Genomic DNA, 22,516 nt, shown 5'->3' with positions numbered 1-22,516 from the left:
CATCTGTACGCAGTAAAGCATGGTGTCTCCTTGTTTGTTGAAAGTGGGGTGGACGGGCCTTCAGCCCGCGCTGTCGTCACCGGTGACAGGCGTTGTGCGGAAAGGCTTGAGGCGGCCGATAAACGTCTTGCCATGCTCGAACCAGGCTTTGCGGACGTCCGACGCCAGGTAGGTCTCGTAGGCAGCTTCGTTCTCGAACCAGCATTCGCCGATGGCGTCGACGTGGCCGATGTCGAAGAAGGGCACATGGGTATCGGTGGGCTGCGCGGCGACGAGGCGGACCTCATATTTGTGCAGGCCCGGCACATCGTGCGACATCTCGTAGTGGCGCAGGCATTCCGCGCGGAAGGTCTTGTCGGACATGCCTTCTGGCTTGACCAGCAGGTACAGCAGGCGAATCATGTTGGCTCCTCTCGGTTTGGGGTTGGCTCAGTCGTGTTTATGCGCTCCTTGCCGGGAGCGCGCTGCGTGTCAGGTATGCGCCTGCGCCGGTGCGGCCAGCGGTGCCGCTGCATGGCGCTCGTCCTCTTCGCCGATGCTCTCGATGGCAATGCCGCGCGTCTCGGGCAATAGCAGTATGCCGAACACTGCGAAGGCATAGGCCACCAGACAGAAGGTGCCCATGGCATTGGCGAGGCCGATATGGGTGGACAGCACGCCGACGCCGACGACGGAGCCCGCTCCCACCGACTTGCCTACGTTATAGGCGAATCCCATGCAGGTGGTGCGCACATGGGTGGGGAACAGTTCGCTGAGAAAGGGCCCGAGCGCGGCGAACATGCCGATTGCGGAGAAGCCGACCAGGAAGCCCAGGATGGTGGCCATCGTGGTATTCAGCGGCAGCAGCATATAGCTGACGGTGACGATCCATGCGCAGATGGAGAGCAGGATCAGCGTGGGGCGCCGGCCGATCCGGTCGCAAAGGTCGGCCGCCACCGCGAAGCCGCAGAAGGAGCCGAAGGCCATGATGAAGACGGTCACGATCATCGATGTGGCTGCGACCCCGCGCTGGTTAAGCAGGGACGGCAACCAGACCAGGATGGCGTAGCAGCCGGCCTGCAGCCCGATTACCAGGATGCTCGACAGGACCAGTGAACGCCCGTATTTGCGGTTGAACACCGATGCCAGCGTGGCACGCGGTGCGTGGCTCTGCCGGGCGCGCTCGAACATCGGCGCGTCCTTGATATGGCGCCGGATGAACAGCACGATCGACGCGGGGATGATGCCGCTCCAGAACGCCACGCGCCATGCCATCTCGTGAGGCAGCCACGCCAGCAGCAGCGTGGCCACGACGACCGCCAGCGCCCAGCCCAGCGCGAAGCCGGATTGCACGTAGCCCATGGCCTTGCCCCGGTGCTTCGGGTCGATCACTTCCGCCATCAGCGCCGCGCCGACCGCCCATTCACCGCCAAAGCCCAGGCCCTGGAGCGTACGGGCGACCACGAGTTGCTGATACGTCTGGGCGAAGCCGGCGAGCACGCCGAAGCACGTGAACCAGATGATCGCCAGCACCAGGATGCGCGCGCGGCCGTAGCGGTCGCTGAGGATGCCGGCACCCCAGCCGCCAACGGCGGTAACGATGAGCGCCACGGTCCCAAGCACGCCGACTTCCGCCTTGGTCAGCCCCCACGCAAGCGTCAGGGCAGGCAGCAGGAAGCTGAACATCTGCATGTCGAAGGAATCCAGCGCCCAGCCCGAATAGCAGGCCCAGAACGTCTTCTTCTGCTGGGGTGTCCCAGTCTTGTACCAAGCTAGCATGGTTGTCTCCTGTTTGTGTCTCGTTCTTTGTCAGTGTTGTGCCACCGCGTTCCGAGGCATCGCTGCCTCGAGCGCCGGCCTTTCCGGCGGATATCAGGCAGGCTCTGCCATGGCGAGGGTGGTGAAGTCGAGCGCTACGTCTGTGACTGACTGGAGGGCCTGCGGCGACATGTCACCGATGATCTCGATGACCGAGACGCCTTGTGGCCCGATGGCAAAGGTGCCGAGTTCGGTGTAGATGCGGCTTACGCAGGCGAGGCCCGTCAGCGGATAGCTGCATTGGTGGCGCAGCTTGCTGGCCCCGTCCTTGGTCATGTGGTCCATCATGACGAACACGCGCCTGGCGCCGATGGCCAGGTCCATGGCGCCGCCCACGGCCGGAATGGCATCGGGCGCCCCGGTGTGCCAGTTGGCCAGGTCGCCGCGCTCCGATACCTGGAAGGCGCCGAGCACGCAGATGTCGAGATGGCCGCCGCGCATCATGCCGAAGGCGTCGGCATGATGGAAAAAGGCCGCGCCTTTCTCCAGCCGGATCGCCTCCTTTCCCGCATTGATCAGGTCCCAGTCTTCCTGTCCCGGCTCCGCTGCCGACCATTGCCCGAGTACGCCGTTCTCGCTGTGCAGGATGACTTCGCGGTGGCGGGGCAGGTGGTTGGCCACCAGGGTCGGCAGGCCGATGCCGAGGTTCACATAAGAGCCGTTGGGGATATCCCGCGCCACGCGCGCGGCCAGAAGGTTCTTTGCCACTTGGTCCATGGTGTTCAACTCGCTTGCAAGAGTGCCGCTTGCGTGCCGGCGTTGTCGCGCAGCACTACGCGGCTGACGAAGATCCCGGGGGTCACGATGGCTTCCGGGTCCATCTCGCCCAGCTCGCAGACCCGCGTTACCGCGGCGATGGTCTGGCTTGCCGCCATCGCCATGACGGGCGCGAAGTTGCGCGCGGTCTTGTTGTAGACGAGGTTGCCCCAGCGGTCGGCCGCCGCGGCGTTGATCAGCGCGACGTCGACGTGGATGGGGTACTCGAGCACGTAGCCGCGTCCGTCGATCTGGCGTGTCTCCTTGCCTTCAGCCAGCAGCGTGCCGAAGCCCGTTGGCGTGTAGAAGGCGCCGATGCCGCTGCCGGCGGCGCGCAGGCGCTCTGCCAGCGTGCCCTGTGGCACGACTTCCAGCTCGATCTGGCCGGCGCGGTACAGTGCTTCGAAGACGTAGGCATCGCGCTGGCGCGGGAACGAGCACACCAGCTTGCGTACCCGGCGGGTCTTGAGGAGTGCGGCCAGCCCGTGGTCGCCGTTGCCGGCGTTGTTGCTGACTACCGTGAGATCCGTGGCGCCCTGTTCGATCAGGGCGTCGATCAGTGCATCGGGCATGCCGGCGCCGCCGAATCCGCCGATCGCGATGGTGGCGCCGTCGTGGACATCGTCCACGGCTTCGCGCGCCGTTCTGTAGAGCTTATCGATCATGTCTCGCTTCATTGTTGTTTGGCGAGACTAGGTTGCCATGCAGTCGGCGGCCTAACAATTTCGGGTTCTGCAAGCTGCCTTAGCGCTGGCTTAAGGCGTGGCGAAGCGGGGCGACTGCACGCCCGGTTGCGTGTTGAGAAGGGCTGCGTTGTCAGAGTCCCTGCTTCGAAGCGCGGGCGACACCGCGCCCCGCTAGCCAGTTTCGGGGCGGAGATCGAGCGGGGGCAGGTGCAAGCAGGGAAGGGCGCGAGCTAGCTGGCGATGCCGCCCGGTGCGTAGCGGCCGATCAGCCGGTTGGCGAACTCACGGGCGAAGCTGGACAGGCCTTCCAGGTCTCGTGCGCAAACCTGGAAGGTGCGTATGGCCCAGTCATCGCGCAGGTTACAGGCTCCGATCGGCTGCTCGCCCTTGAGGCGCGCGAACGCGGCCTTTGGCATGATGGCGATGCCGGCCCCGGCGGAGACCATGCGGCAGATGGCATCGTAACTGGCCACATGCACCCGGATGGTCATGGGCTTGTGCAGCGCGCCGGCAGCACGCATCATGAACATCTGGAAGGCACTGCCTTCGAGCAGCGCGACGAAGGCGTACTCCAGCAACTGCTCGAACCAGACCTCGCGTTGCGCGAGCAGCGGATGGCCGAGCGGCGCGACCAGAATCAGTGCGCTTTTGACGAAGGGCACCGCTTGCAGGCCCGCGGTGGGCACATTGCCGGAGATGATGCCGAGATCGGTGGCGCCTTCGCGCACCAGGCGGACGATGTCGTCGCTCAGGCGCTCGCGCACGTCGATGCGCACGTCCGGGTGGCTGGCGAGGTAGTCGCCGATCACCGGGGGCAGGTACTCGGTGATGGCCGTGGTGTTGGCTACCAGCTTGAGCTGCCCCGAAAGGCCCGCGGTAAACGGCTGGAGATTGCCTGTGAGCCGCTCTAGCTCGGCGAGCACGACGCGGGCGTGCTGGAGATAAACCTCGCCGGCCGCTGTCAGCGATACGCCCTGGGGCGAGCGCTCCAGCAAGCGCACGCCCAGCGTGTCTTCGAGATTCTTGATGCGGTTGCTGACCGCCGGCACGGAGAGGAAGGAGCGCTCCGCACCACGGGTGAGGCTTCGTGTTTCCGCTACATTGACAAAGAGGCGGAAATCGGTGATGTCGAAGGGAACGGCCATGCTGCTGGACTCGCGGCAAACTGGGTGTGCCACGATCATACCCGTGACGGCGGGAAGGCACGCGGCGGGCAAGCGGCCGCCCCGTAGCTACCAGGTGGCCGGCTCGAAGCGGAAGCCCGCGCCCTGGCGCCTGACATAGCCACAGTAGGGCTCGCCGAAATGCACCGGCAGGATGAGCGCCTCGCGGTCGGCGGCCTGGTTGAGGAAGGCCAGGCGCGTACTGCGCGCCAGGTCCGGGCGGATGCAGTAGCCGGAATTCACGTCAGGGCGCACGATTTGCAGCGGGCTGTGCAGGATATCGCCGCAGAAGATCGCTTCCTCGCCCCGCGAGCGGATGCGGAACGCGACCTGGCCGGGGCTGTGCCCCTCGGCGGGCTCGACCTGCAGGCAGCCGGCGATCTCCTGCCCGGGCACCAYCATTTCCGCCAGACCTTCCGTGACCACTGGCATGACGCTGTCAAAAAAGGACTCGCCAAACACGTCCACCACACCCGGCTCCTTGTTGCGGCCCTCGTCGCAGAAGACGAAGTCATCCTTGGGGATGTAATAGCGCGCATTGGGGAAGGTTGGCACCCAGCGGTTGTCCTGCCAGGTGGTGTTCCAGCCGACGTGGTCCGCGTGAAGGTGCGTCATCACCACATGGGTGACCTTCTCCGGCGGCGCGCCGGCGGCGATCATCCACTCGCGCACCAGCGTGTTGAGCATATTCATGCGCGCAATGCCGGCGCGCGGCTTGAAGTTGCCCACGCCGGTATCGACCACGATGATGTCGTCGCCGGCGTGCACCACCCAGAACTGGATCGTCACGATCAGCTTGTTCATGTGCGGTATCCAATGGTGCGGCGCCATCAGGCCGGCATTGGCGTCGAGCACGGCGCGGTCGATGTCCGGAAAGAGGAAGGCGGGGTCGTGCGTCGGTCCCGCGTATTCGAGGATGCGGGTGATCTTCAGGTCGCCGACGGTGCGCGATTGCATCATGTGCCTTGTCTCCGTTTGGTCTTGCGGCCCCTCCCGGGGTGGGGCGCTTGCGGTATCGCCAACTTTTGCATTGGCAGGCGTCGAGCATCGGCTATCTTCAGCGCCTCGCCAATTTCGCATTCCAAAAGAGGGGTTTCAGGTAGCTTCATGTGCCGGAACAGTGGCAGCGGCGACAGCAGATTCGTGCGTGAGCGAGGACAGCGGGTTGCCCAACTGCAGGACCGCGCACGGGATCAGACACTTGACCTCTGGGCGGTGACCTTTGTCCGCCCTGGCCGTCCTAGTCTTTCCTTGCCAAATGTCTTAGCAAGGCCGCGTTGAATCGTTCCGGCTGATCGATATTCGGCAAGTGGCCCGCCCCTTCGATCAGGTCGAGCCGGCTTCCCTGGATCATCGTCTGGATTGCCTTGTTGGCTTCCGGCAGTACCCCATCATTCGCGCCGACCAGCAGGGTGGTGCAGGTGCGGATTCCGGCGAGCGCCGGCAGGTAGTTCAGTTGCTGGATGGCCCGGGCGCAGCCTGCAAAGCCGGTCACTGAGGTTGAAGCCGCAATGGCGCGTAGCCGCGCCGCGGTCTCTGGTTCCCGGGTCAGGAACGGAAGGCCGAACCAGCGCTCAAGGGTGCCATCGGCCAATGCGGCGCAACCGCCTGCGCGGGCCTGCTCGATGCGCGCATCCCACGGCGCGGCGACTTCCGGCGGTGCATCGGCGCGGGCATCGCACAGGCACAGGCTGAGCAGGCGCTCGGCGTGGTGCAGGCCAAGGCCGAAGCCGATCATGCCGCCAAGTGACAAGCCCACGTAGTGGACTTGTTCCAGGTCCAGTGTATCCAGGACTGCCACGGTATCGGCCACCAGGTCGTCCATGCTGGCCGGCGCGGTGTCGACGGTCGAGTCGCCGTGGCCGCGGATGTCGGCGCGAACGACCTGCCAGCCGCGGCTGGCGAGCAGTGCTGCCTGGGCGTCCCACATGGCGTGGCTGGAAAGGATCGAATGGCTGAGAAAGACCGCCGGCGCGCGGGGGTCGCCTGCGCGCACGACATGAAGGCGACCGCGCCCGGACAGCGCAACGGTGGTGATGCGGGGGGTGAAGTCAGGCATCGTGCTCTCCTCAATAGCCGGCGAAGAACTCGGCAACCACTTGTTCGGGCGGCACGCCGCAGGCGTCCAGCGAGTCTTGCAGCGCACCCACCATCGCGGTCGGCCCGACCACGTAGTAGATGCTGTCCTGCCAGTCCGCCACGTCGGCACGGATGCGCCCGGCGTCAATGAAGCCGCCGCGCGTGCGCACCTTCGCGTGCGCAGCGTCGTGTTCGCCACAGCCTTCGCTGCTTTCGCTGCTTTCGCTGAACACATGCACCACTTCGAAGTTCTCCAGTTCGGCCGTCAGGGCGTCCAGTTCTTCGCGCCAGGCCACGCTAGCCGGCGAGCGGTTGCCGTACAGCAGGGTGACCCGGCGCGCAGCACCTGCGCCGTTGCGCTGCAGGTGCCGCAGCATGCTGTAGAACGGCGTAATGCCGATGCCGCCGGCCACCATGACTACCGGTCGCTGGTCGTCTTGCAGGACAAAGTCGCCCATCGCCGGACTGATCAGCACCGATGACGCGCCTGGCTGGCCTTGCCCGAGATGGCGCTTGAACGCCGAATCGCGCATCCGCATCGCCACCGTGAGATGGCCGTCGTGCGGGGCGCTGGCGATGGAGAGCATGCGTTCGCCATCGTCTTCCTCGGTGGGCGTGAAGCCCGGAATCTGCACGCTGAGGAACTGGCCGGCTTCAAACTCGAAGCCGGGCGGGCGTTCGAGGTCGAAGGCGACGGTATGTTCGGCGATGGTGCGGGTGGCGAGGATACGGGCGGTGAAGGTTTCGGAATCCGACATGGGAGTCTCCATAAGGCGGTGAAAGTCTGGCGCGGGCACTCAGCGCGTCGTGCCCGTGTTGTGCAGGTCGGCAATGGTCAGGCGCGGGGTCAGCGCCTGCTGGTCGGTGCGCAACTCGATGAGCGCGGGCCGTCCCGCCTGCACCGCGCGATCCCAGGCGGYGGCGAAATCGGCGGTGCGTTCCACCACCTCGCCGTGACCGCCGTAGGACTCGGCAAGCCGCGCGAAGTCGGGATTGCACAGGTCGGTGCCGCACACGCGGCGTGGATAGTGGCGCTCCTGGTGCATGCGGATGCTGCCGTACATGCCGTTGTTGACCACCACGACAATGACGTTGGCGCCGTATTGCATGGCGGTGGCGAACTCCTGGCCGTTCATCAGGAAGCAGCCGTCGCCGGCAAAGCAGACCACGGTGCGGCCGGGATGGCGCAGTTTGGCGGCAATGGCGGCGGGCAGGCCGTAGCCCATCGTGCCGCTGGTCGGCGCAAGCTGGGTGTTGAGGCCGCGGTACGGGTAGAAGCGCTGGACCCACAGGGTGTAGTTGCCGGCGCCGTTGGTCAGGATGCTGTCGGCGGGCAGCCGCTCGCGCAGCCACGCCATGATCTCGCTGAGGTTGACTTCGCCGGGCATGGCGGTGGGACGCAGGAAGTCCCGGTAGTCGGCATTGGCGGCCTCGGTCCAGGCCTGCCAGCAGGGCGCCGCCGCTGGGGCGGGCAGCGCGCGCGCCGCGCGGGCGAAGGCCGGCATGGTGGCGTTGATCGGCAGCTCCGGCCAGTACACACGGCCCAGTTCATCCGGATCGGCGTGGACGTGCACCAGCGTCTGCGCGGGGCGCGGCACCTGCAACAGCGTGTAGCCGTTCGTGCTGGTCTCGCCCAGGCGGGCGCCCACGGACAGGATCAGGTCGGCTTCGGTGATCCGGCGCGCCAGGGCGGGGTTCATGCCCAGTCCCGCTTCGCCGGCGTAACGCGGGCTACGGTTGTCGAACAGGCCCTGGCGGCGGAACCCGCAAATGACGGGCAGCGCGTGGCGCTCGCTGAAGGCCGCGATGTCGGCGTACGCCTGTTCGGTCCAACCGCCGCCGCCCAGCACCATCAGAGGATGGCGCGCCCCGGCCAGCAGTTCCTGCAGTCGCGTCATCGCATCGGCATCCGGGCACGCCTGGGCAGGCCTGGCCGGCGGGCAGTCGGCCACGCAGGCAACTTCTTCCAGCATGTCTTCGGGCAGGGCCAGCACGACCGGACCGGGGCGGCCCGACATGGCGACATGGTAGGCGCGGCTTACCAGTTCCGGGATGCGTGCGGGCGAGTCGATCTCGTCCACCCACTTGGCCATGTGGCCGAACATGTGGCGGAACTCGATCTCTTGCCATGCCTCGCGCCCGCGATGGCCGCGCGCGGCCTGGCCGACGAACAGGATCAGCGGCGTGGAGTCCTGGCTGGCGGTATGCACGCCGATGCTGGCATTGGTCGCGCCCGGCCCACGTGTCACGAAGCAGATGCCGGGGCGTCCGGTGAGCTTGCCGTAGGCCTCGGCCATGTGGGCGGCACCGCCTTCCTGCCGGCAGACGACCAGTTGCAGGCGCGCGCGCGCATCATGCATGGCGTCGAGGGCCGCGAGAAAGCTTTCGCCGGGCACGCAGAAAGCGGTGTCGCAACCCTGGGCGAGCAGGGCGTCGATAAGGATCTGGCCGCCGGTGCGGTCTTTGAGGTCAGGCTGCATGGGGAAGCTCCGCATGTTCGTGTCGATGAGTGGCCATAGAGGCTGCGCTGGCCAGCATGGCGGGGGCGCCGATGGCGCACAGATAGGACGGGTCGAGCGCCGCGACGTCGGGGCAGCCGAGCAGCGCGAGATTGACATCGATCTCGCGCTTGAGCACTTCCAGCGCCTCCTGCGCCAGGGCGCGCCCACCCGTCGCCAGTCCATAGAGCAGCGGGCGGCCGCAGAACGCCGCGTCGGCACCCAGGGCCAGGGCCTTGAGCACGTCGGTGCCGCGCCGGATGCCACCATCCAGGATCAGCTTCAGGCCGCTGCCGGCCACGGCGTGGGCGATGGCCGGCAGGGCGTCCAGCGGCGCAAGCGCGCCGTCGAGCTGTCGCCCACCGTGGTTGGAGACAAAGATGCCGTCGGCGCCGGCTCGCAGTGCGGCCAGTGCATCCTCCGGGCGCAGGATGCCCTTGAGCAGCAGCGTGCCCGGCCAAGCCTTGCGGATATGGCGGATGTGCTCCCACGTGAGAGCTGCCCGGCCTGCACGGTGGTCCCCCTTCATGGCGGTCACGATGGGGCCGCCGCGCGTGGCGGCGAAGTTCTCGAAGTGAGGCACGCCGTGTTGCAGCAGCGTCCGGGCGAAGGTTCCCGCCAGCCAGCGCGGGCGTGCGAGACCGCCCAGGATCAGGCGCGGGCTGGGCCGCAGGGGCAGGCTGAAGCCGTTGCGGATCTCGTTCTCCCGGGTGGACGCAATCGGTACGTCGACGGTCACGACCAGCACACGAACCGCAGCCCGGCGCAGCCGCTCCAGCAGGGGATCGATCACCTCCGTGCGCGCCGGCAGGTAGGCCTGGTACCACATGTCCGGGTTGACCTTCGCCACCCTCTCCAACGGCGTGGTCGAGGCCGCGCTAAGCACGAACGGCACGTTCGCGAGCCGCGCCGCGGCGGCCAGCGCGCAGTCGGCGTCGAAGCCGCATAGTACGCTGGCGCCCATGGGGCTGATACCGAGCGGCGCGGCAAAGCGCGTGCCGAACAGCTCTGCGGACTGCGAGCGCGCCGACACATCGACCAGCGGCCGTGTCAGGAACCGCCAACGGGCGAACGCTGCGCGGTTGCCGTCCAGGGAACTGCCGTCCTCGCTGCCGCCACTGACGTAGCCGAAGACGCTGGCCGGCAGGCGCCGCCGCGCGGCACGCTCCAGATCGGCCAGCGAGAGTATCCGTGGTGCGCTCATCGCGTCGTCTCCAGGACTGCCATGTCTGTCATTCCGCCGAGATCCGGTTGTCGCGGATGACTTTTTCCCAAAGCCGGGACTGCGCCTGGAAGAAGGTCTTGAAATCGGCGACCGAACCGCCCATCGGCATGACGCCCTGCTGGGTGAACACCTGCCTGACGTCGTCCGACTGCAGTGCCTTGTTGAGTTCCGCATTCAGTCGGGTCACGATCGCCTGCGGGGTGCCGGCGGGCGCCGCCAGCCCGTACCAGACCGAGACATTGAAGCCGGGGTATCCCTGTTCCGCCACCGTCGGCACCTCTGGCGTCAGCGGCGAGCGCTGGGGGCTGGTCACCGCCAGCGCGCGCATCTTGCCCGCACGCAGGTGGGGCAGCACGTTGGGCGTGTTGTCGAACATCACGTCAACCTGGCCTCCCAGCAGGTCGCTCACCATGGGCGAGCTGCCCTTGTAGGGGATCTGCTGCATATCTGTGGACGTGAGGCTCTTGAAGTACTCCATCGTCAGGTGGTTGGAGGTGCCGTTGCCCGCGGTGGCGTAGTTGACCTTGCCCGGCGTGGCCTTGACCCTGTCCACGAGCTCACGCATCGATCTGTAGGGTGAGTCCTTGCGCACGACAAGCAGGTTCGGGGTTTGGGCGCCAAGGATGATCGGGGCGAAGTCGCGGTCCGCGTTGTAGGCGAGCTTCCTGTAGAGATACTGGTTCACCACGAGCGGAAAGCCGACCACCGTCAGGGTGTAGCCGTCTGGCGCGGCCCGTGCGCCGAACTCCGTGCCGACGATGGTGCCGGCACCGGGCCGGTTCTCCACCACCACGGGCTGCCCGAGGGCGGCGTGCAGCTTGCGGGAGAAGACGCGCGCCATGGTGTCGTTGAAGCCGCCGGGGGTGTACGGCACGACGATGGTAATGGGCTTGGACGGATAACTGTCAGGCTGGGCATGCGCGCCAGCGGCGATCAGCGCGCCGAGGGCAAGCGTCAGGATGCGGGGGATGGGTTTCATGGCGGTTGTCTCCTGGAGTCTGTTCTGGCGCGCGCTCGGGAGGCGCGTCGTGGCTAAGTCAACCTGGCATCCGGATCGTGCCGACGCTGTGGTAGATGTGCTTGATCTCGACGAAGTCGATGAGGGCGTCATAGCCATGCAGGCGGCCGATGCCGCTGCGCCGGTAGCCGCCGGTCTCGGCCTCCGCGAACAGCTTGTTGTGGTCGTTCAGCCAGACCGTCCCGTTGCGCAATGCACGGGCGACACGCCATGCGCGCGCGCCGTCGTGCGTCCAGACGCTGGCGGACAGGCCGAACTCGGTATGGTTGGCGCGGGCCACGGCCTCGGCCTCGTCGTCGAAGCGCTCCAGCACAACGAAGGGGCCGAAGATTTCCTCTTGCACGAAGAAGGCGCTGGTGTCGCGTTGCGCGACCAGGGCAGGGCTGACGAAGTGCCCCGCGGACAGCGCACCGCCCAGCGGGCCGCCGCGCACGATGACCTCGTCGGCGGCATCCATCGCGGCCGCCATCTGGTTGGCCACATGGGTGGCTGCAGCGCGGTCGATCAGGGGGCCCATCGCGGCGCCCGAGGCCAAGCCGGGCCCGATCTCGAGCGATTGCAGCGCCTGCGCCAGGGCCTGCTTCATCTCGTCGTAGCGCGAGCCGTGCACCAGCACGCGGCGTGCTGCCGTGCACTGCTGGCCGGAAATCACCGTGGCCGCCCGTGCCAGCTGAGGGGCGACGCTGGCGATGTCGGCATCCTCGAACACGAGGCAGCAGGACTTCCCGCCCAGTTCCAGCGACAGTTTTTTCATGGTGGACGCGGCATCGGCCATGATGCGCTGGCCCACGGCGTTGGAACCGGTAAAGCTGATGACGTCCACCTCGGGCGAGGCGACCAGGCAGCGGGCCACCGCGCTGCCCGTCTCGTTGACCTGGTTGACGACGCCTGGCGGCAGCGCCTCGTCCGCGTGCAAGGCACGGAGGATTTCGGTCGAGATCAGCGCGGTCTGGGCGGCGGGTTTGATCACGCAGGTGCAGCCGGCCGCCAGCGCGGGTGCCAGTGCGCGCACAAGGAGCACGACCGGGGCATTCCACGGAATGATCAGGCCAGCCACGCCGGCAGGCTCTTTCAGCATGGTGGAGAACACGCCCGGCTCGACTTCCAGCGCATGGCCGGGGATATGCCGTGCCAGGCCGGCGTAGTAGCGGATCTCCGAGACCGCGCCGGCGATCTCGGCGCGGGCCTGCGCCAGGACCTTGCCGTTCTCGCGCGTCAGCAGGTTGGCCAGCGCCTCCGCGCGTGCTTCGACGCGGTCGGCCCAGCGCAGCATCACCATCTGGCGCAAGCGCGGATTCTGGGACCAGCCCGGCTTCTCGAAAGCTTCCCGGGCGGCCGCGATGGCGGCACGCGCATCGGTCTCGCCACTGTCTGCCAGGTGGCCGAGCGAGGTGCCGTCGGCGGGATTGAGACTAACGGCCGTGGCGCCGCAGGCAGCAGGCTGCCATTGGCCGCCAATCAGGTTGGGGGCTTGAAAGTCGCTCATTGTGGGTAGCGAAAATTAGAAAGGCTGGGATGAACGTTGCCACCCGCCCGCGCGAAATGCGCGAAACGGCGGGAGGGGACGATGCCGGGAAGCCGTGCGCTCGGGGCTAGCGCACGAGTTCGCGGTTACTGAGCAGGGATGTGTGCATCCGCGACCACGCGTTTCCACAGCACCATCTGGTGGCCGATGAAGGCCTGGAACTGGGCCGGGCTACCGCCGTCGACGGCTACACCGTGCGTCGCGAACTGCTTCTGGATTTCCGGGCGCCGGAGGATGGCATTGATGTCGGCGTTGAGCTTGTCGACGATCGCTTGCGGCGTGCCCGTGCGCACCATGAAGCCATGCCACGACGACACGTCGTATCCCGGCACGCCGCTCTCGGCCACGGTCGGGATGTCCGGCATCAGGCTCGAGCGGTTCGCATCGGCGATGGCGATAGGCCGCAGCTTGCCCGACTGGATGAACGGCAGGGCATGCGGCAGGGCGTCGAACGCGACTTCCACCTGTCCGCCCGCGAGATCCGTCAGCATTGGCGTGCTGCCTTTGTAAGGCACCTGGTTCATTTCGACCTTCGCCATCCGCGCAAAGTACGCCATGGCGAGGTGATTGGACGAACCGCTGCCCGAGGAGCCGTACGGCAGGTTGCCGTGTGCCGCGCGGGCTGCGCTCAGCAGGTCATTGACGGAGCGCACCTTGGAGCCGGCGTTGACGACCAGCAGCATCGGCGAATGGCCGGCGAGTACGACCGGCGTGAAGTCCCGCATGCTGTCGTAGGGCAGCTTCTGGTACAGCCAGGGGTTGGCGGCGAAGGGGAATTGCGCCACCAGCACCGTGAGACCGTCGGCCGGGGCGCGGGCCACTGCCTGTGTACCCAGGATCGTGCCGGCTCCCGGCTTGTTGTCGACGATGACCGGCTTGCCCCAGGTCCTCGACAGTTCGTTGGCGACGACGCGGCCCAGGGTATCGTTGAAACCGCCTGGCGGGTAGGGGACGACGATACGCACGGTGCTCGCCGGATAGCTGGCGGGGGCGTCCGCTGCGGTGGCGCGCCCGTTCAGGGCGAGCGCGCCGAACATGAGGCAGGTGGCGATGCGGAAGGGGCGGGTAAAGCGCATGGGGTTGTCTCCAGTCGATCTTGTCTTGTCTTGTCTGTTGGCGCGTCGCCGCGCGCTGGCGCGGCCTGCGTCGTGGAACCGATGCCGCGCTGTCTGCCCGTGGGATCCGGCATGTTGTGAATCGATTCTAGATCCAACCTAATATCACGTCAAATAATCATGTATGATGGTGTATATCAATATTAATGATGTGATGATTGGTCGCATTCTTGGGCAATATGGCTGGGTGGCGAGGACTGCCGCTCGCCGGGCACATCAGAAATTCTGATTTGAAGCAGGGAAAAATCAGTAGAATTGCCCATCGGCGTGTCAAGGAGAAACGATGGAGTTCCGGCAGATCCAATATTTCGCCTGCTTGTTCGAGGAAGGCAGTGTGACGCGCGCCGCCCGACGGCTCGGCATCGTGCAGCCCGCGCTTAGCATGCAGATCGGCAAGCTGGAGCAGGAGCTGGGCCAGAAGCTGTTCGAGCGGAGTACGCAGGGCATGGTGCCGACCGCTTCCGGTCTGCAGATGTACCGCCTGTTCCAGCCAGTGCTGCAGGACTTTGCCAGCGCCCAGGAGGCGATCCTGCGCGTGGACGACGAGCTCAGCGGCCATGTGCGGGTGGGCATGATCGCCTCGATCGCGCAGGGCGTGCTGGCGGGCGCACTGACCGACTTTGCCCAACTGAACCCGCGCGTCACTGTGTCGGTCACCGAGGGCTACAGCAGCGTTCTGACCGACTGGGTGGCGGGTGGCCAGCTCGAGGCCGCCATCATCAACAACCCGCGGCGCGCCTTGCCCTTGCAGATCGAGCCGATCGTTGACGAGGACCTGCTCTTGCTCACCAGTGCCCAGCGCGAATTGTCGCTGCCGCAGCAGACGCCGCTGCGCACGCTGGCCTCGCTGAAGCTGGTCCTGCCGACGCGCCAGCACGGGCTGCGCACGTTGCTCGAGCATTTCGCGCAGAGCGAGAACATGGAACTGTCGCCCGTATTCGAAACCGATTCGCTGAACGCCATCGTGGAACTGGTCGAGTCCTCGCAACTGGCGACGGTGTTGCCCCGTGTCGCCGTGCGCGCCTTGCTGGAGCAGGGGCGGTTGCATGCCCGCACCGTGGTGTCGCCACGGCTGTCGCGGCTGGTCGTGGCGGTGACCAACCCGCGCCGCCCGCTGCCACCGGCAACYGCTGCCTTCGTCGCGCTGCTCACCGAGCGCATCCGCGCGCTGGGCGGCGAACAAGCTAGCTCGTGACGGCGGCGGGCTGCGGGACGGCCTGAGGGGCGGTCTTGGCAGCCACTGCGCGCGCCTCCCAGGAAACGCTGGCGTCTCCACTCAGGAAAGTCTGGCAGGCCATGCGGTAGCCCGCGGCGATATCCGCGTCGTTGAGATGCTTGCGCTCTTTTGGCTTGACGGCGTCGGCATGCTCTACACCGGTCTCGATGCGGCACTTGCACGTCCCGCAGACGCCCCCGCCGCACTTGAACGGGATGCCGCCCTGATGGCGCATCGACGCCCGCAGCAGGTTGCTGTTCTCGGGCACTTCGGCGACCCGTTCCTGATTGCTGAGAAAGGTGATGCGGATCATGCGGGCTCTCCGGTGGCATCCACTGCGCTGCGCTCCAGGCGCACGTCGAGCGTGCCGAAGCTAACCAGTTCGTTCAGCGCGCTGCGCGCCGCTTCCAGCGTGGGGTACTGCGGCAAAAGTCGCGAGGGAACCAGGCTCACGCGTTCGGGCGGACCGCAGTCAACGATGCGGACCTTGACCGGCTGCGCCAGGCTGGCGATCACAAAGCGCGCGCGGCGGCGGCCGTAGAACAGGTAGTCGTAGCTTTCAACCGGCGCCATGCTGCCATCCAGCTCGGTCCGGTAGTGGCCGTCACGGCTTGAGAGAATCACGTACATCAGGGTCTCCACGGTATGTTCAGGCCTGTGCCGTGGCGCTGGCGGCCACGGCCGGACGCAGATCCACATCCTGGTTGAGGGTGATGTCCTCGTTGATCCAGAGTTGGCACACCAGGCGGAAACCTTCTTCCAGGCGGTCCCCGAGCATCTTCTTCTCCTTCCAGTTAGGCGCCGGCAGGTGCTCGGCCCCGCTGACCACCTTGCACGCGCAACTGGCGCACTTGCCCATCCCGCAGGCGTAGCGCAGGTGGGGGTGCGGAAACTGCTTGATGCCCGCGCGCACCACGAGGTTGCTGTTGGCGCGCACCTCGCCCTCGTGGGCAACGCCATCCTTCTGAAAGGTCACTTTCGGCATATGCCTCCTCTCCATTCTTGAAAATGATTTCACTTTGACTGTTCATCATCGCAAGTGAACTTGTTGCAAAGCATAGATGAGGAAAGATGCCTGACGCAAATCAGACTCGCTGATATAAGTATCATAAAAAATGATACGTATTGATTATTAAATCATCTGTAACTATGCTGTGAAGCACGCCCCGGCCATCGCTGCAATGTGTGCCTGAGCCACTACCCATTCCCCAAGGAGAGACAACCGTGACCCAATTGCTCGATAAAGACAGCTTCCGAACCGTCCTCGAAGACCTCGTGCGGGGCAAAAGTGCCAACTTGTCGCCGTTCAGCCAGGCCTGGGCCCAGGGCAAGCTCAGCCGCACGCACCTGGCACGCTGGGCTGAGAACCACTACCAGTACGTCGGCCCGTTTGCCGACTACCTGGGTTACATCTACGCGCGCACGCCGGCCGATGGCTATACCGATGTCAAGGACTTCCTGCTGGCGAACATGTACGAGGAAGAGATCGGCGGGGACCGCCATACCGACTTGCTCATCCGCTTTGCCGAGGCCTGCGGCTCCACGCGCGAGCGCATCGTCAATCCGGACAACATGCTGGCAGCCACGCGCGGGCTGCAGAGCTGGTGCTACGCGATGGCCATGCGGGAAGACCCCGTCGTGGCGGTGGCGGGCATCGTGATCGGGCTGGAGTCCCAGGTGCCATCGATCTACCGCAAGCAGGCGCCTGCGCTGCGGGAACAATATGGCTTCACGGACGAAGAGGCAGAGTTCTTCGATCTCCACATCGTCTCCGACGAGATCCACGGCGAGCGCGGTTACCAGATCGTGTTGGAACATGCGACCACGCCTGAGCTGCAGCAGCGTTGCCTGAAGGCCTGCGAGAACGGCGCGCAGATGCGCCTGCTCTACACGGGCGAGCTGTATCGCGCATACGTCGAGCAGGATGTCTCGCTGCTTGACCTGAAGCTCGCTGCCTGAGCCAGCATCGGGAACCGGCACATGGCGCGGCCTTGCCGCGCCGGCATGACCGACAGGCGCGTTGCCAAGGCCGCCAGTGCATTCCCGACTCCCTTCCCATATCCCCAAAGCCTTCCGCCATGCCAGCCCCCGACACGCCGATCTACATGGACTACAGTGCCACCACGCCGGTCGATCCGCGCGTCGTGGAGAAGATGGTTCCCTACCTTTATGAGCGATTCGGCAATGCGGCTTCGCGCAGCCATGCCTTCGGCTGGGAAGCGGAGGCGGCGGTCGAGGAAGCGCGCGAGCACGTGGCCCGACTACTGGGCGCCGACCCGCGCGAAATTGTCTGGACGTCCGGGGCGACGGAAGGAAACAACCTGGCGCTAAAGGGCGCCGCGCATTTCTACCGCGGCAAGGGGCGCCACCTGATCACTGTCCGCACCGAACATAAGGCGGTGCTCGACACTTGCCGGGAACTGGAGCGGCAGGGCTTTGAAGTGAGCTACCTCGATGTCGGCCCGGACGGCCTGCTGGATCTGGACGTGCTGCGAAACGCTCTGCGGCCCGACACCATCCTGGTCTCGGTGATGATGGTGAACAACGAAACCGGCGTGATCCAGCCGATTGGCGAGATCGGCGCCCTGTGTCGCGAGCGCGGCATCGTCTTTCACTGCGACGCCGTACAGGCGGCCGGCAAGCTCCCGATCGACCTGTCTGCCTTGCCGGTCGACTTGATGACCGTCACCGCGCACAAGGTGTACGGCCCCAAGGGCATCGGCGCTTTGTATGTCAGGCGCAAGCCCCGGGTCCGGCTGGAAGCGCAGATCCATGGCGGAGGCCACGAACGCGGCATGCGGTCCGGCACCCTGGCGACCCATCAGATCGTTGGCATGGGCGAAGCGTTCCGCCTGGCGGGGCGAGAGCTGGCCACCGAGGCGGGCCGGGTGAGTGCGTTGCGCGACCGCCTCTGGCAAGGCCTGGGCGATCTCGAGCAGGTTTTCGTCAACGGCAGCCTGGAACACCGCATCCCGCACAACCTGAACCTGAGCTTCAACTTCGTCGAGGGCGAGTCGCTGATCATGGGGCTCCGGGGCATCGCCGTGTCTTCGGGCTCCGCCTGCACCTCGGCTTCGCTGGAGCCATCCTACGTGCTGCGTGCACTGGGTCGCAGCGATGAGCTGGCCCATAGCTCGATCCGGTTCACGCTCGGCCGCTTCACCACGGAGCAGGAAGTCGACGCCGTTGTCGCGCAGGTACGCGCATGCGTCGAGAAGCTGCGCAGTCTCAGCCCGCTGTGGGAGATGTACCAGGAAGGGACAGACCTTTCGAAAATCGAATGGGCGGCGCACTGAACAGCCTTCCATGGCTGGCGTAAAGAGAGGGGAAATCGTGGTGGCTCGGGCGGGCTGCCGGCCAGAGATCAGCGCTTTTTGTTGCTGAGGCCGGTGACCGCCCGGGCCGCCTGGGGGCATGCCGCGGTGTCYCGGGACGACATGTTCTTTGCCGCGTGAGTGCGACCATGCAGTAGCAAAACGCCCCGGGGATGAAAGATCCCAGGGGCGTTCTGCATTTTGCATTTGGGCAGTGAGGTTGCCCCAAAAGCAATAATGGAACCTCGCGGGCCCCATTGGATCATCTGCGTGGCCAACGCCATTCTTCTGTTCCTGGCGCCCGGATCACTGGCTCCCGCCTAGCGTTGCCGAAGGCTCGATTCGTCTACGTTCAGGCGATCGGCAAGAAAGTCCAGGAAGGTGCGGATCTTGCTGGGCATTCCCTTCCGGCCCAGGACCATGGCAGTCGCATGCATCGAGGGACTTTCCCAGTTCTCCAGCACTCGCTTTAACCGGCCCGTGCGCAAATCATTTGCACACATGACGTTGGGTAGCATGCTCATGCCAACATGGCCGATGGCCATCTCTCGCGCAATGGAGATATTGTTCACCACCACCTTTCCGTGGATCGTGGCAAAGCGGTGCGTTGCCTGATTGCGGAGAGTCCAGATGCCATCCAGGCGTTGCTGAGCGGTGATGATGCAATCGTGCCTGTGCAAATCGTCCACCGCCAACGGCGTGCCACGACGAGCCAGGTACTCCGGACTCGCATAGACACCGCGGGTGAGCGTCGCAATGCGCCGATWGGTCAAATCGGTGTCCTTGAGTGGGCCGAGCTGGATGGTGAGGTCGTACGGCTCTTCACGGAGATCGACCGTGCGGCTGTTCACATCCACCTCCAATTCAATCTCGGGATACGCCAGCACAAATTCGGATATCACCCGGCCGATCCAGGACACCCCGAAATCGATGGGGATGCTGACTCGCAGGGCCCCACGCATCTCTGTTTGAAGTTCGAGCGTATCCAGACCCGCCTGTTCGACTTCATCCACTACGCGGCGGCAATGTTCGTAAAGGCGTGCCCCAATCTCCGTCGTGGTCAGCTTCCTCGGGCCTTTTTTTAAAAGCGCTGTCCCCATGTGTTGCTCGAGCTGCGTCAACTTGCGGCTGATCGTCGACTTGGGCAGACCCAGCTCGTTCGCGGCGCGCGTGATGCTCTGCGCATTGACCACGTCAAAAAAGAGACGAAGGGAGTTGAGATCCAGTTTTTCTGCCATGACCGGGAAAATTTGGAACACAGGATAAGTCGCTGCACATTCCAGCGAGGCACCGGCAATGCGTTCCACAACTGGAACGCCCCGCCCATTTTTGCAGCTATTCGGAACGCAGACACCATCCTACCATTGGCCACAGCTTGACACCGGACGCAAATGCTTCGCCGATGCGCCCGAACAGAAAAGAACAATACGGAGACAACCAATGAACAGACGCACACTCTCGCGACGGGCGCTGCTGAAGGAGGCATCCGTCTTTGCACCTGCTGCAGCCTTCGGACTCGGCGCCTTCGGAATTCCACGTGCCTTGGCTCAAACGCCGCTTAGATGGGCCAACCTCGCGCCTGGCTTTACCACCTTGCTGACGGAATACATGGTTGCCAAGGGGATCGACAGGGCAAACGGTCTCCAGCTGGGAAGACCCACGGCCTACACATCGGTTACGACCTACTACAACGACTTCGTTGCGGGAAATTACGATATCTGTATCGGCAGCTGGGACACCTTTGCATCCCGTTATCTTTCGGGTGTGCCGCTGCAGTACGTTTGCTCCGTCACCACGGGCAACATGATCAGTATCGTAACGCGGGAAACGAGACTCGCCGCTGTCAGAGACCTCAAAGGAAAGACCCTTGCCGCTCCGCAGTCGACAGGCACGTACCGCATGATGCGTGCCGTTGTAAAAGAGCTCAGCGGGATCGATATCGAGAAGCACGCAGTCGTTCAGAACGTCGACAATCCAGCCGCCGCAATCACCCTGGTGATGGCCAACCGCGCCGATGCGGGACTCACTTGGGAACCCAATGTATCTGTGGGGATCAAGCGCGTTCCCGACATGCGCGTTCTCTACAACGCTGGCGAAGAATATCGCCGCAAGCTCAATCTCGATCTGCCCTATTTTGGCGTTGCGGCTCGCAAGGAAGCGATCGCGCGTGACCCCACTCTTGTCGCGAGGTTGAACAAAGCCTTTGCGCAATGCATTGAGGGCATCACCACAAGACCCGATGAAGCCGTCGCAATTGCAGGAGTGAACTCCGGAACGCCGCCGGATGTGTTAAAGGCGGCAATTGCTTCCCGGCGCCTGGAGTTCAAGCACGCATCGATGCAGACAGAAGAGGGCCGCCGTTCCGTTATCGCGGCGAGTGAGTTCCTGGTGCGCAATGGCGCCCTGGCCAAGACGGTTGACAACGGATTCTTTGCGCTATGAAGCAGGCAGATATCACGGGGACCAACGTCGCCGAGTCCCCAGTGGAGTCTTTGGATTCCTCGACCAAGCAGTCCAGCACGACGGCCAGGAAACACGACCGTCGCGACGCGAAAGCCTTGGTCATTGTGGTGGCGTTACTTTGCATTCTGATGCAGGTAGCTAGCGGGTACGTCCCCGACTACGTGATGCCCTCTCCGGTAGTCATTGCCAGGGCGCTAACCGAGCTGATCGGGGCCGATCTGCTGCACATAGCGATCACGCTCGGGAGACTTGTGGCGGCCATCGTCTTTTCCGCCGTGACGGGGGTCGTTGTCGGACTCCTCATGGGAACCTCGAAGCGCGTCGGCCCCTACTTGAAAGCCATCGTAATGATCGATACAGGCATTCCTGCGCTCTCATGGATGCTGCTTGCCGTCTTCTGGTTCAAAGATCCGGAAGCCCGCATCTTCTTCATACTCACGGTGATCTTGCTGCCGTTCTATGCCATGAATGTGTACGAAGGTGTTCGTGCTCTCTCGACAGAATGGATTGACATGTTGGAAAGCTTCCGGCCATCACGCTGGCAGATGCTGCGCTTCCTGGTTGCGCCGCACATTATCCCGTACATATTCCTGACGACAAAATCCGTGATCGGTTATGCCATTCGCATGGTGATCTTCGCGGAACTGGTGGCGTCGGCTTTCGGAATAGGGTCACGAATGAGTTTCGCCCAGTCCACGTTCCGGATTGATCAGGTGATGGCGTGGACATTCCTTCTGGTCTTATTGAACCTGGCGATTCAGTGGGTGGCCACATTCGCGGAAAGCCGGCTCCTCGGTTGGCGTAAGGAAGCAAAGGTGCGCTAATGAAAGATTCGAATTGTCTGATTATTGAACTGCGCGATGTAGTAAAGCGCTTCGGCAGCTACACGGCGATCGACCACCTCTCGATGGCGGTCCGGGAGGGTGAAACCGTTGCGCTGCTTGGTCAAACTGGCGCCGGCAAGAGCACGGTAATGTCGCTGCTGATGGGAACGGCCACCGCGGATGCGGGCTCGGTAATGGTTGCTGGTGTCGATCCAGCTAGCGAGTTCACGGCACTTCGTGGCAAGTTGGCCGTTAGCTTTCAGACGGATCGGCTACTGCCGTGGCGCACTGCGCAAGAAAACGTCGAGCTTGGCCTGCTGTTGTTGAACTACCCAAGGAAGCAGGCACAGCAGCGCGCACAGGAATGGCTGCATCGAGTGAAACTTGGTTCCGCATGCAATAAGTACCCTGTGGAACTCTCGGGAGGCATGCGCCAGCGCGTATCGCTAGCTCGTGCCCTGGCAGTCGATCCAGCACTTATCTTGCTCGACGAGTCGTTCAGTCAGCTCGATCACGTCACCTCGCAAACATTGCGACGCGATTTCTCCGAGATCGTGCGTGAGCAACGCAAGACCTGTGTTTTCGTCACGCATCGTATTGAAGATGCACTGGAGATTGCTGATCGGGTGATTGTGCTCGCGGCACCTGCCCGGGTCTGTCTTGAGCTATCCATTGACGCAGAACAGAGAAGAGATGCCACTCGCATGGCCGAGATGCATGAACAAATCGAGCGTGCTATCGGAGGCGAGTCACTTGTGCATTAGGGGGCACGCAACCCGACCGCCAGGTCGACCTAGCCAAAGCCACAACAACCCAGACTAAGTGAGAAAGCGAGCA

Annotated in this window: 23 protein-coding genes; 6 read left to right on the top strand and 17 right to left on the bottom strand. The window is 64.6% G+C overall.

The genetic code is table 11. From position 1 onward, the window contains the following. Positions 1-60: 60 nt before the first annotated feature. From mmlI to AC1DO7_RS13775, 13 genes are all read right to left on the bottom strand, one after another. Positions 61-402: a 4-carboxymethyl-4-methylbutenolide mutase MmlI gene (gene mmlI, locus AC1DO7_RS13835; protein WP_441622368.1), complete on the bottom strand. Its 342-nt coding sequence runs from the start codon at positions 400-402 to the stop codon at positions 61-63. Between the two features lie 69 nt (positions 403-471). Further along, a complete protein-coding gene (locus tag AC1DO7_RS13830; protein ID WP_441622367.1) occupies positions 472-1,758 on the bottom strand; it encodes an MFS transporter in 1,287 nt (428 codons plus the stop codon). Between the two features lie 93 nt (positions 1,759-1,851). Next, on the bottom strand, positions 1,852-2,514 hold the full coding sequence (locus tag AC1DO7_RS13825) for a 3-oxoacid CoA-transferase subunit B (protein WP_441622365.1): 663 nt from the start codon (positions 2,512-2,514) through the stop codon (positions 1,852-1,854). A gap of 5 nt (positions 2,515-2,519) precedes the next feature. After that, entirely contained in the window at positions 2,520-3,218 is a 699-nt protein-coding gene (locus AC1DO7_RS13820) for a 3-oxoacid CoA-transferase subunit A (protein WP_441622363.1), read from the bottom strand. Positions 3,219-3,469: 251 nt separating this feature from the next. Further along, positions 3,470-4,384 (bottom strand): LysR family transcriptional regulator, encoded by a 915-nt coding sequence (locus AC1DO7_RS13815; protein ID WP_441622361.1) that lies wholly within the window; start codon positions 4,382-4,384, stop codon positions 3,470-3,472. An 87-nt stretch (positions 4,385-4,471) separates the two neighbouring features. After that, positions 4,472-5,362 carry an MBL fold metallo-hydrolase gene (locus tag AC1DO7_RS13810; protein WP_477116237.1) on the bottom strand — a complete coding sequence of 297 codons (891 nt, stop codon included), beginning with the start codon at positions 5,360-5,362 and terminating at the stop codon, positions 4,472-4,474. 280 nt (positions 5,363-5,642) lie between these two features. Then, positions 5,643-6,461 (bottom strand): alpha/beta fold hydrolase, encoded by an 819-nt coding sequence (locus tag AC1DO7_RS13805; RefSeq protein ID WP_441622357.1) that lies wholly within the window; start codon positions 6,459-6,461, stop codon positions 5,643-5,645. A gap of 10 nt (positions 6,462-6,471) precedes the next feature. Beyond that, positions 6,472-7,239 (bottom strand): ferredoxin--NADP reductase, encoded by a 768-nt coding sequence (locus AC1DO7_RS13800; RefSeq protein ID WP_441622355.1) that lies wholly within the window; start codon positions 7,237-7,239, stop codon positions 6,472-6,474. Positions 7,240-7,278: 39 nt separating this feature from the next. Next, positions 7,279-8,961, bottom strand: a complete 1,683-nt coding sequence (locus AC1DO7_RS13795) for a thiamine pyrophosphate-binding protein (RefSeq protein WP_477116236.1) — start codon at positions 8,959-8,961, stop codon at positions 7,279-7,281. Next, positions 8,951-10,183, bottom strand: a complete 1,233-nt coding sequence (locus AC1DO7_RS13790; RefSeq protein WP_441622351.1) for an alpha-hydroxy acid oxidase — start codon at positions 10,181-10,183, stop codon at positions 8,951-8,953. Before AC1DO7_RS13790 ends, AC1DO7_RS13795 begins: the two co-directional genes overlap by 11 nt. Before the next feature lie 28 nt (positions 10,184-10,211). Further along, entirely contained in the window at positions 10,212-11,183 is a 972-nt protein-coding gene (locus AC1DO7_RS13785; protein WP_441622349.1) for a tripartite tricarboxylate transporter substrate binding protein, read from the bottom strand. Between the two features lie 58 nt (positions 11,184-11,241). Further along, positions 11,242-12,708, bottom strand: coding sequence for an aldehyde dehydrogenase family protein (locus AC1DO7_RS13780; RefSeq protein ID WP_441622347.1), 1,467 nt, complete (start codon positions 12,706-12,708; stop codon positions 11,242-11,244). A 125-nt stretch (positions 12,709-12,833) separates the two neighbouring features. Next, on the bottom strand, positions 12,834-13,823 hold the full coding sequence (locus AC1DO7_RS13775; protein ID WP_441622345.1) for a tripartite tricarboxylate transporter substrate binding protein: 990 nt from the start codon (positions 13,821-13,823) through the stop codon (positions 12,834-12,836). Between the two features lie 322 nt (positions 13,824-14,145). Here AC1DO7_RS13775 and AC1DO7_RS13770 point away from each other — a divergent pair, with 322 nt between their 5' ends. Next, positions 14,146-15,057, top strand: coding sequence for a LysR family transcriptional regulator (locus AC1DO7_RS13770; protein ID WP_441622343.1), 912 nt, complete (start codon positions 14,146-14,148; stop codon positions 15,055-15,057). Here AC1DO7_RS13770 and AC1DO7_RS13765 read toward each other — a convergent pair. Genes AC1DO7_RS13765 through AC1DO7_RS13755 form a run of 3 tightly spaced genes read right to left on the bottom strand, consistent with a single transcriptional unit; the run spans position 15,047 to position 16,063 of the window. Continuing rightward, positions 15,047-15,391, bottom strand: a complete 345-nt coding sequence (locus AC1DO7_RS13765) for a 2Fe-2S iron-sulfur cluster-binding protein (RefSeq protein ID WP_441622342.1) — start codon at positions 15,389-15,391, stop codon at positions 15,047-15,049. The genes AC1DO7_RS13770 and AC1DO7_RS13765 overlap by 11 nt on opposite strands. After that, complete coding sequence (locus AC1DO7_RS13760) at positions 15,388-15,708, bottom strand: ferredoxin (protein WP_441622340.1); 321 nt, start codon at positions 15,706-15,708, stop codon at positions 15,388-15,390. The genes AC1DO7_RS13765 and AC1DO7_RS13760 overlap by 4 nt, the downstream gene beginning before the upstream one ends. 19 nt (positions 15,709-15,727) lie before the next feature. Further along, positions 15,728-16,063 carry a 2Fe-2S iron-sulfur cluster-binding protein gene (locus AC1DO7_RS13755; RefSeq protein WP_441622338.1) on the bottom strand — a complete coding sequence of 112 codons (336 nt, stop codon included), beginning with the start codon at positions 16,061-16,063 and terminating at the stop codon, positions 15,728-15,730. A 239-nt stretch (positions 16,064-16,302) separates the two neighbouring features. On the opposite strand from AC1DO7_RS13755, the gene AC1DO7_RS13750 reads away from it, so the two are divergent. Together AC1DO7_RS13750 and AC1DO7_RS13745 are read left to right on the top strand one after the other, a co-directional pair. Beyond that, positions 16,303-17,037: an iron-containing redox enzyme family protein gene (locus AC1DO7_RS13750; RefSeq protein ID WP_441622336.1), complete on the top strand. Its 735-nt coding sequence runs from the start codon at positions 16,303-16,305 to the stop codon at positions 17,035-17,037. Between the two features lie 119 nt (positions 17,038-17,156). Further along, the gene (locus tag AC1DO7_RS13745) at positions 17,157-18,374 is read left to right on the top strand and encodes an IscS subfamily cysteine desulfurase (RefSeq protein WP_441622334.1); all 1,218 of its coding nucleotides are present in this window, start codon (positions 17,157-17,159) and stop codon (positions 18,372-18,374) included. A 338-nt stretch (positions 18,375-18,712) separates the two neighbouring features. Here AC1DO7_RS13745 and AC1DO7_RS13740 read toward each other — a convergent pair whose 3' ends face one another. Next, positions 18,713-19,699: a LysR family transcriptional regulator gene (locus AC1DO7_RS13740; protein ID WP_477116235.1), complete on the bottom strand. Its 987-nt coding sequence runs from the start codon at positions 19,697-19,699 to the stop codon at positions 18,713-18,715. A 133-nt stretch (positions 19,700-19,832) separates the two neighbouring features. Between AC1DO7_RS13740 and AC1DO7_RS13735 the strand changes: the two genes are divergently transcribed. Genes AC1DO7_RS13735 through AC1DO7_RS13725 form a run of 3 tightly spaced genes read left to right on the top strand, consistent with a single transcriptional unit; the run spans position 19,833 to position 22,443 of the window. Next, positions 19,833-20,834, top strand: coding sequence for an ABC transporter substrate-binding protein (locus tag AC1DO7_RS13735; RefSeq protein ID WP_441622330.1), 1,002 nt, complete (start codon positions 19,833-19,835; stop codon positions 20,832-20,834). Continuing rightward, positions 20,831-21,679 (top strand): ABC transporter permease, encoded by an 849-nt coding sequence (locus AC1DO7_RS13730; RefSeq protein ID WP_441622328.1) that lies wholly within the window; start codon positions 20,831-20,833, stop codon positions 21,677-21,679. Before AC1DO7_RS13735 ends, AC1DO7_RS13730 begins: the two co-directional genes overlap by 4 nt. Then, positions 21,679-22,443: an ABC transporter ATP-binding protein gene (locus AC1DO7_RS13725; RefSeq protein ID WP_441622326.1), complete on the top strand. Its 765-nt coding sequence runs from the start codon at positions 21,679-21,681 to the stop codon at positions 22,441-22,443. The genes AC1DO7_RS13730 and AC1DO7_RS13725 overlap by 1 nt, the downstream gene beginning before the upstream one ends. Positions 22,444-22,516: the final 73 nt, after the last annotated feature.

The sequence above is a fragment of the Cupriavidus sp. 05N40 genome, from assembly GCF_056397305.1.
Note: the sequence above shows the minus strand (reverse complement) of the source record. Positions and strands in the feature narration are given on the sequence as shown.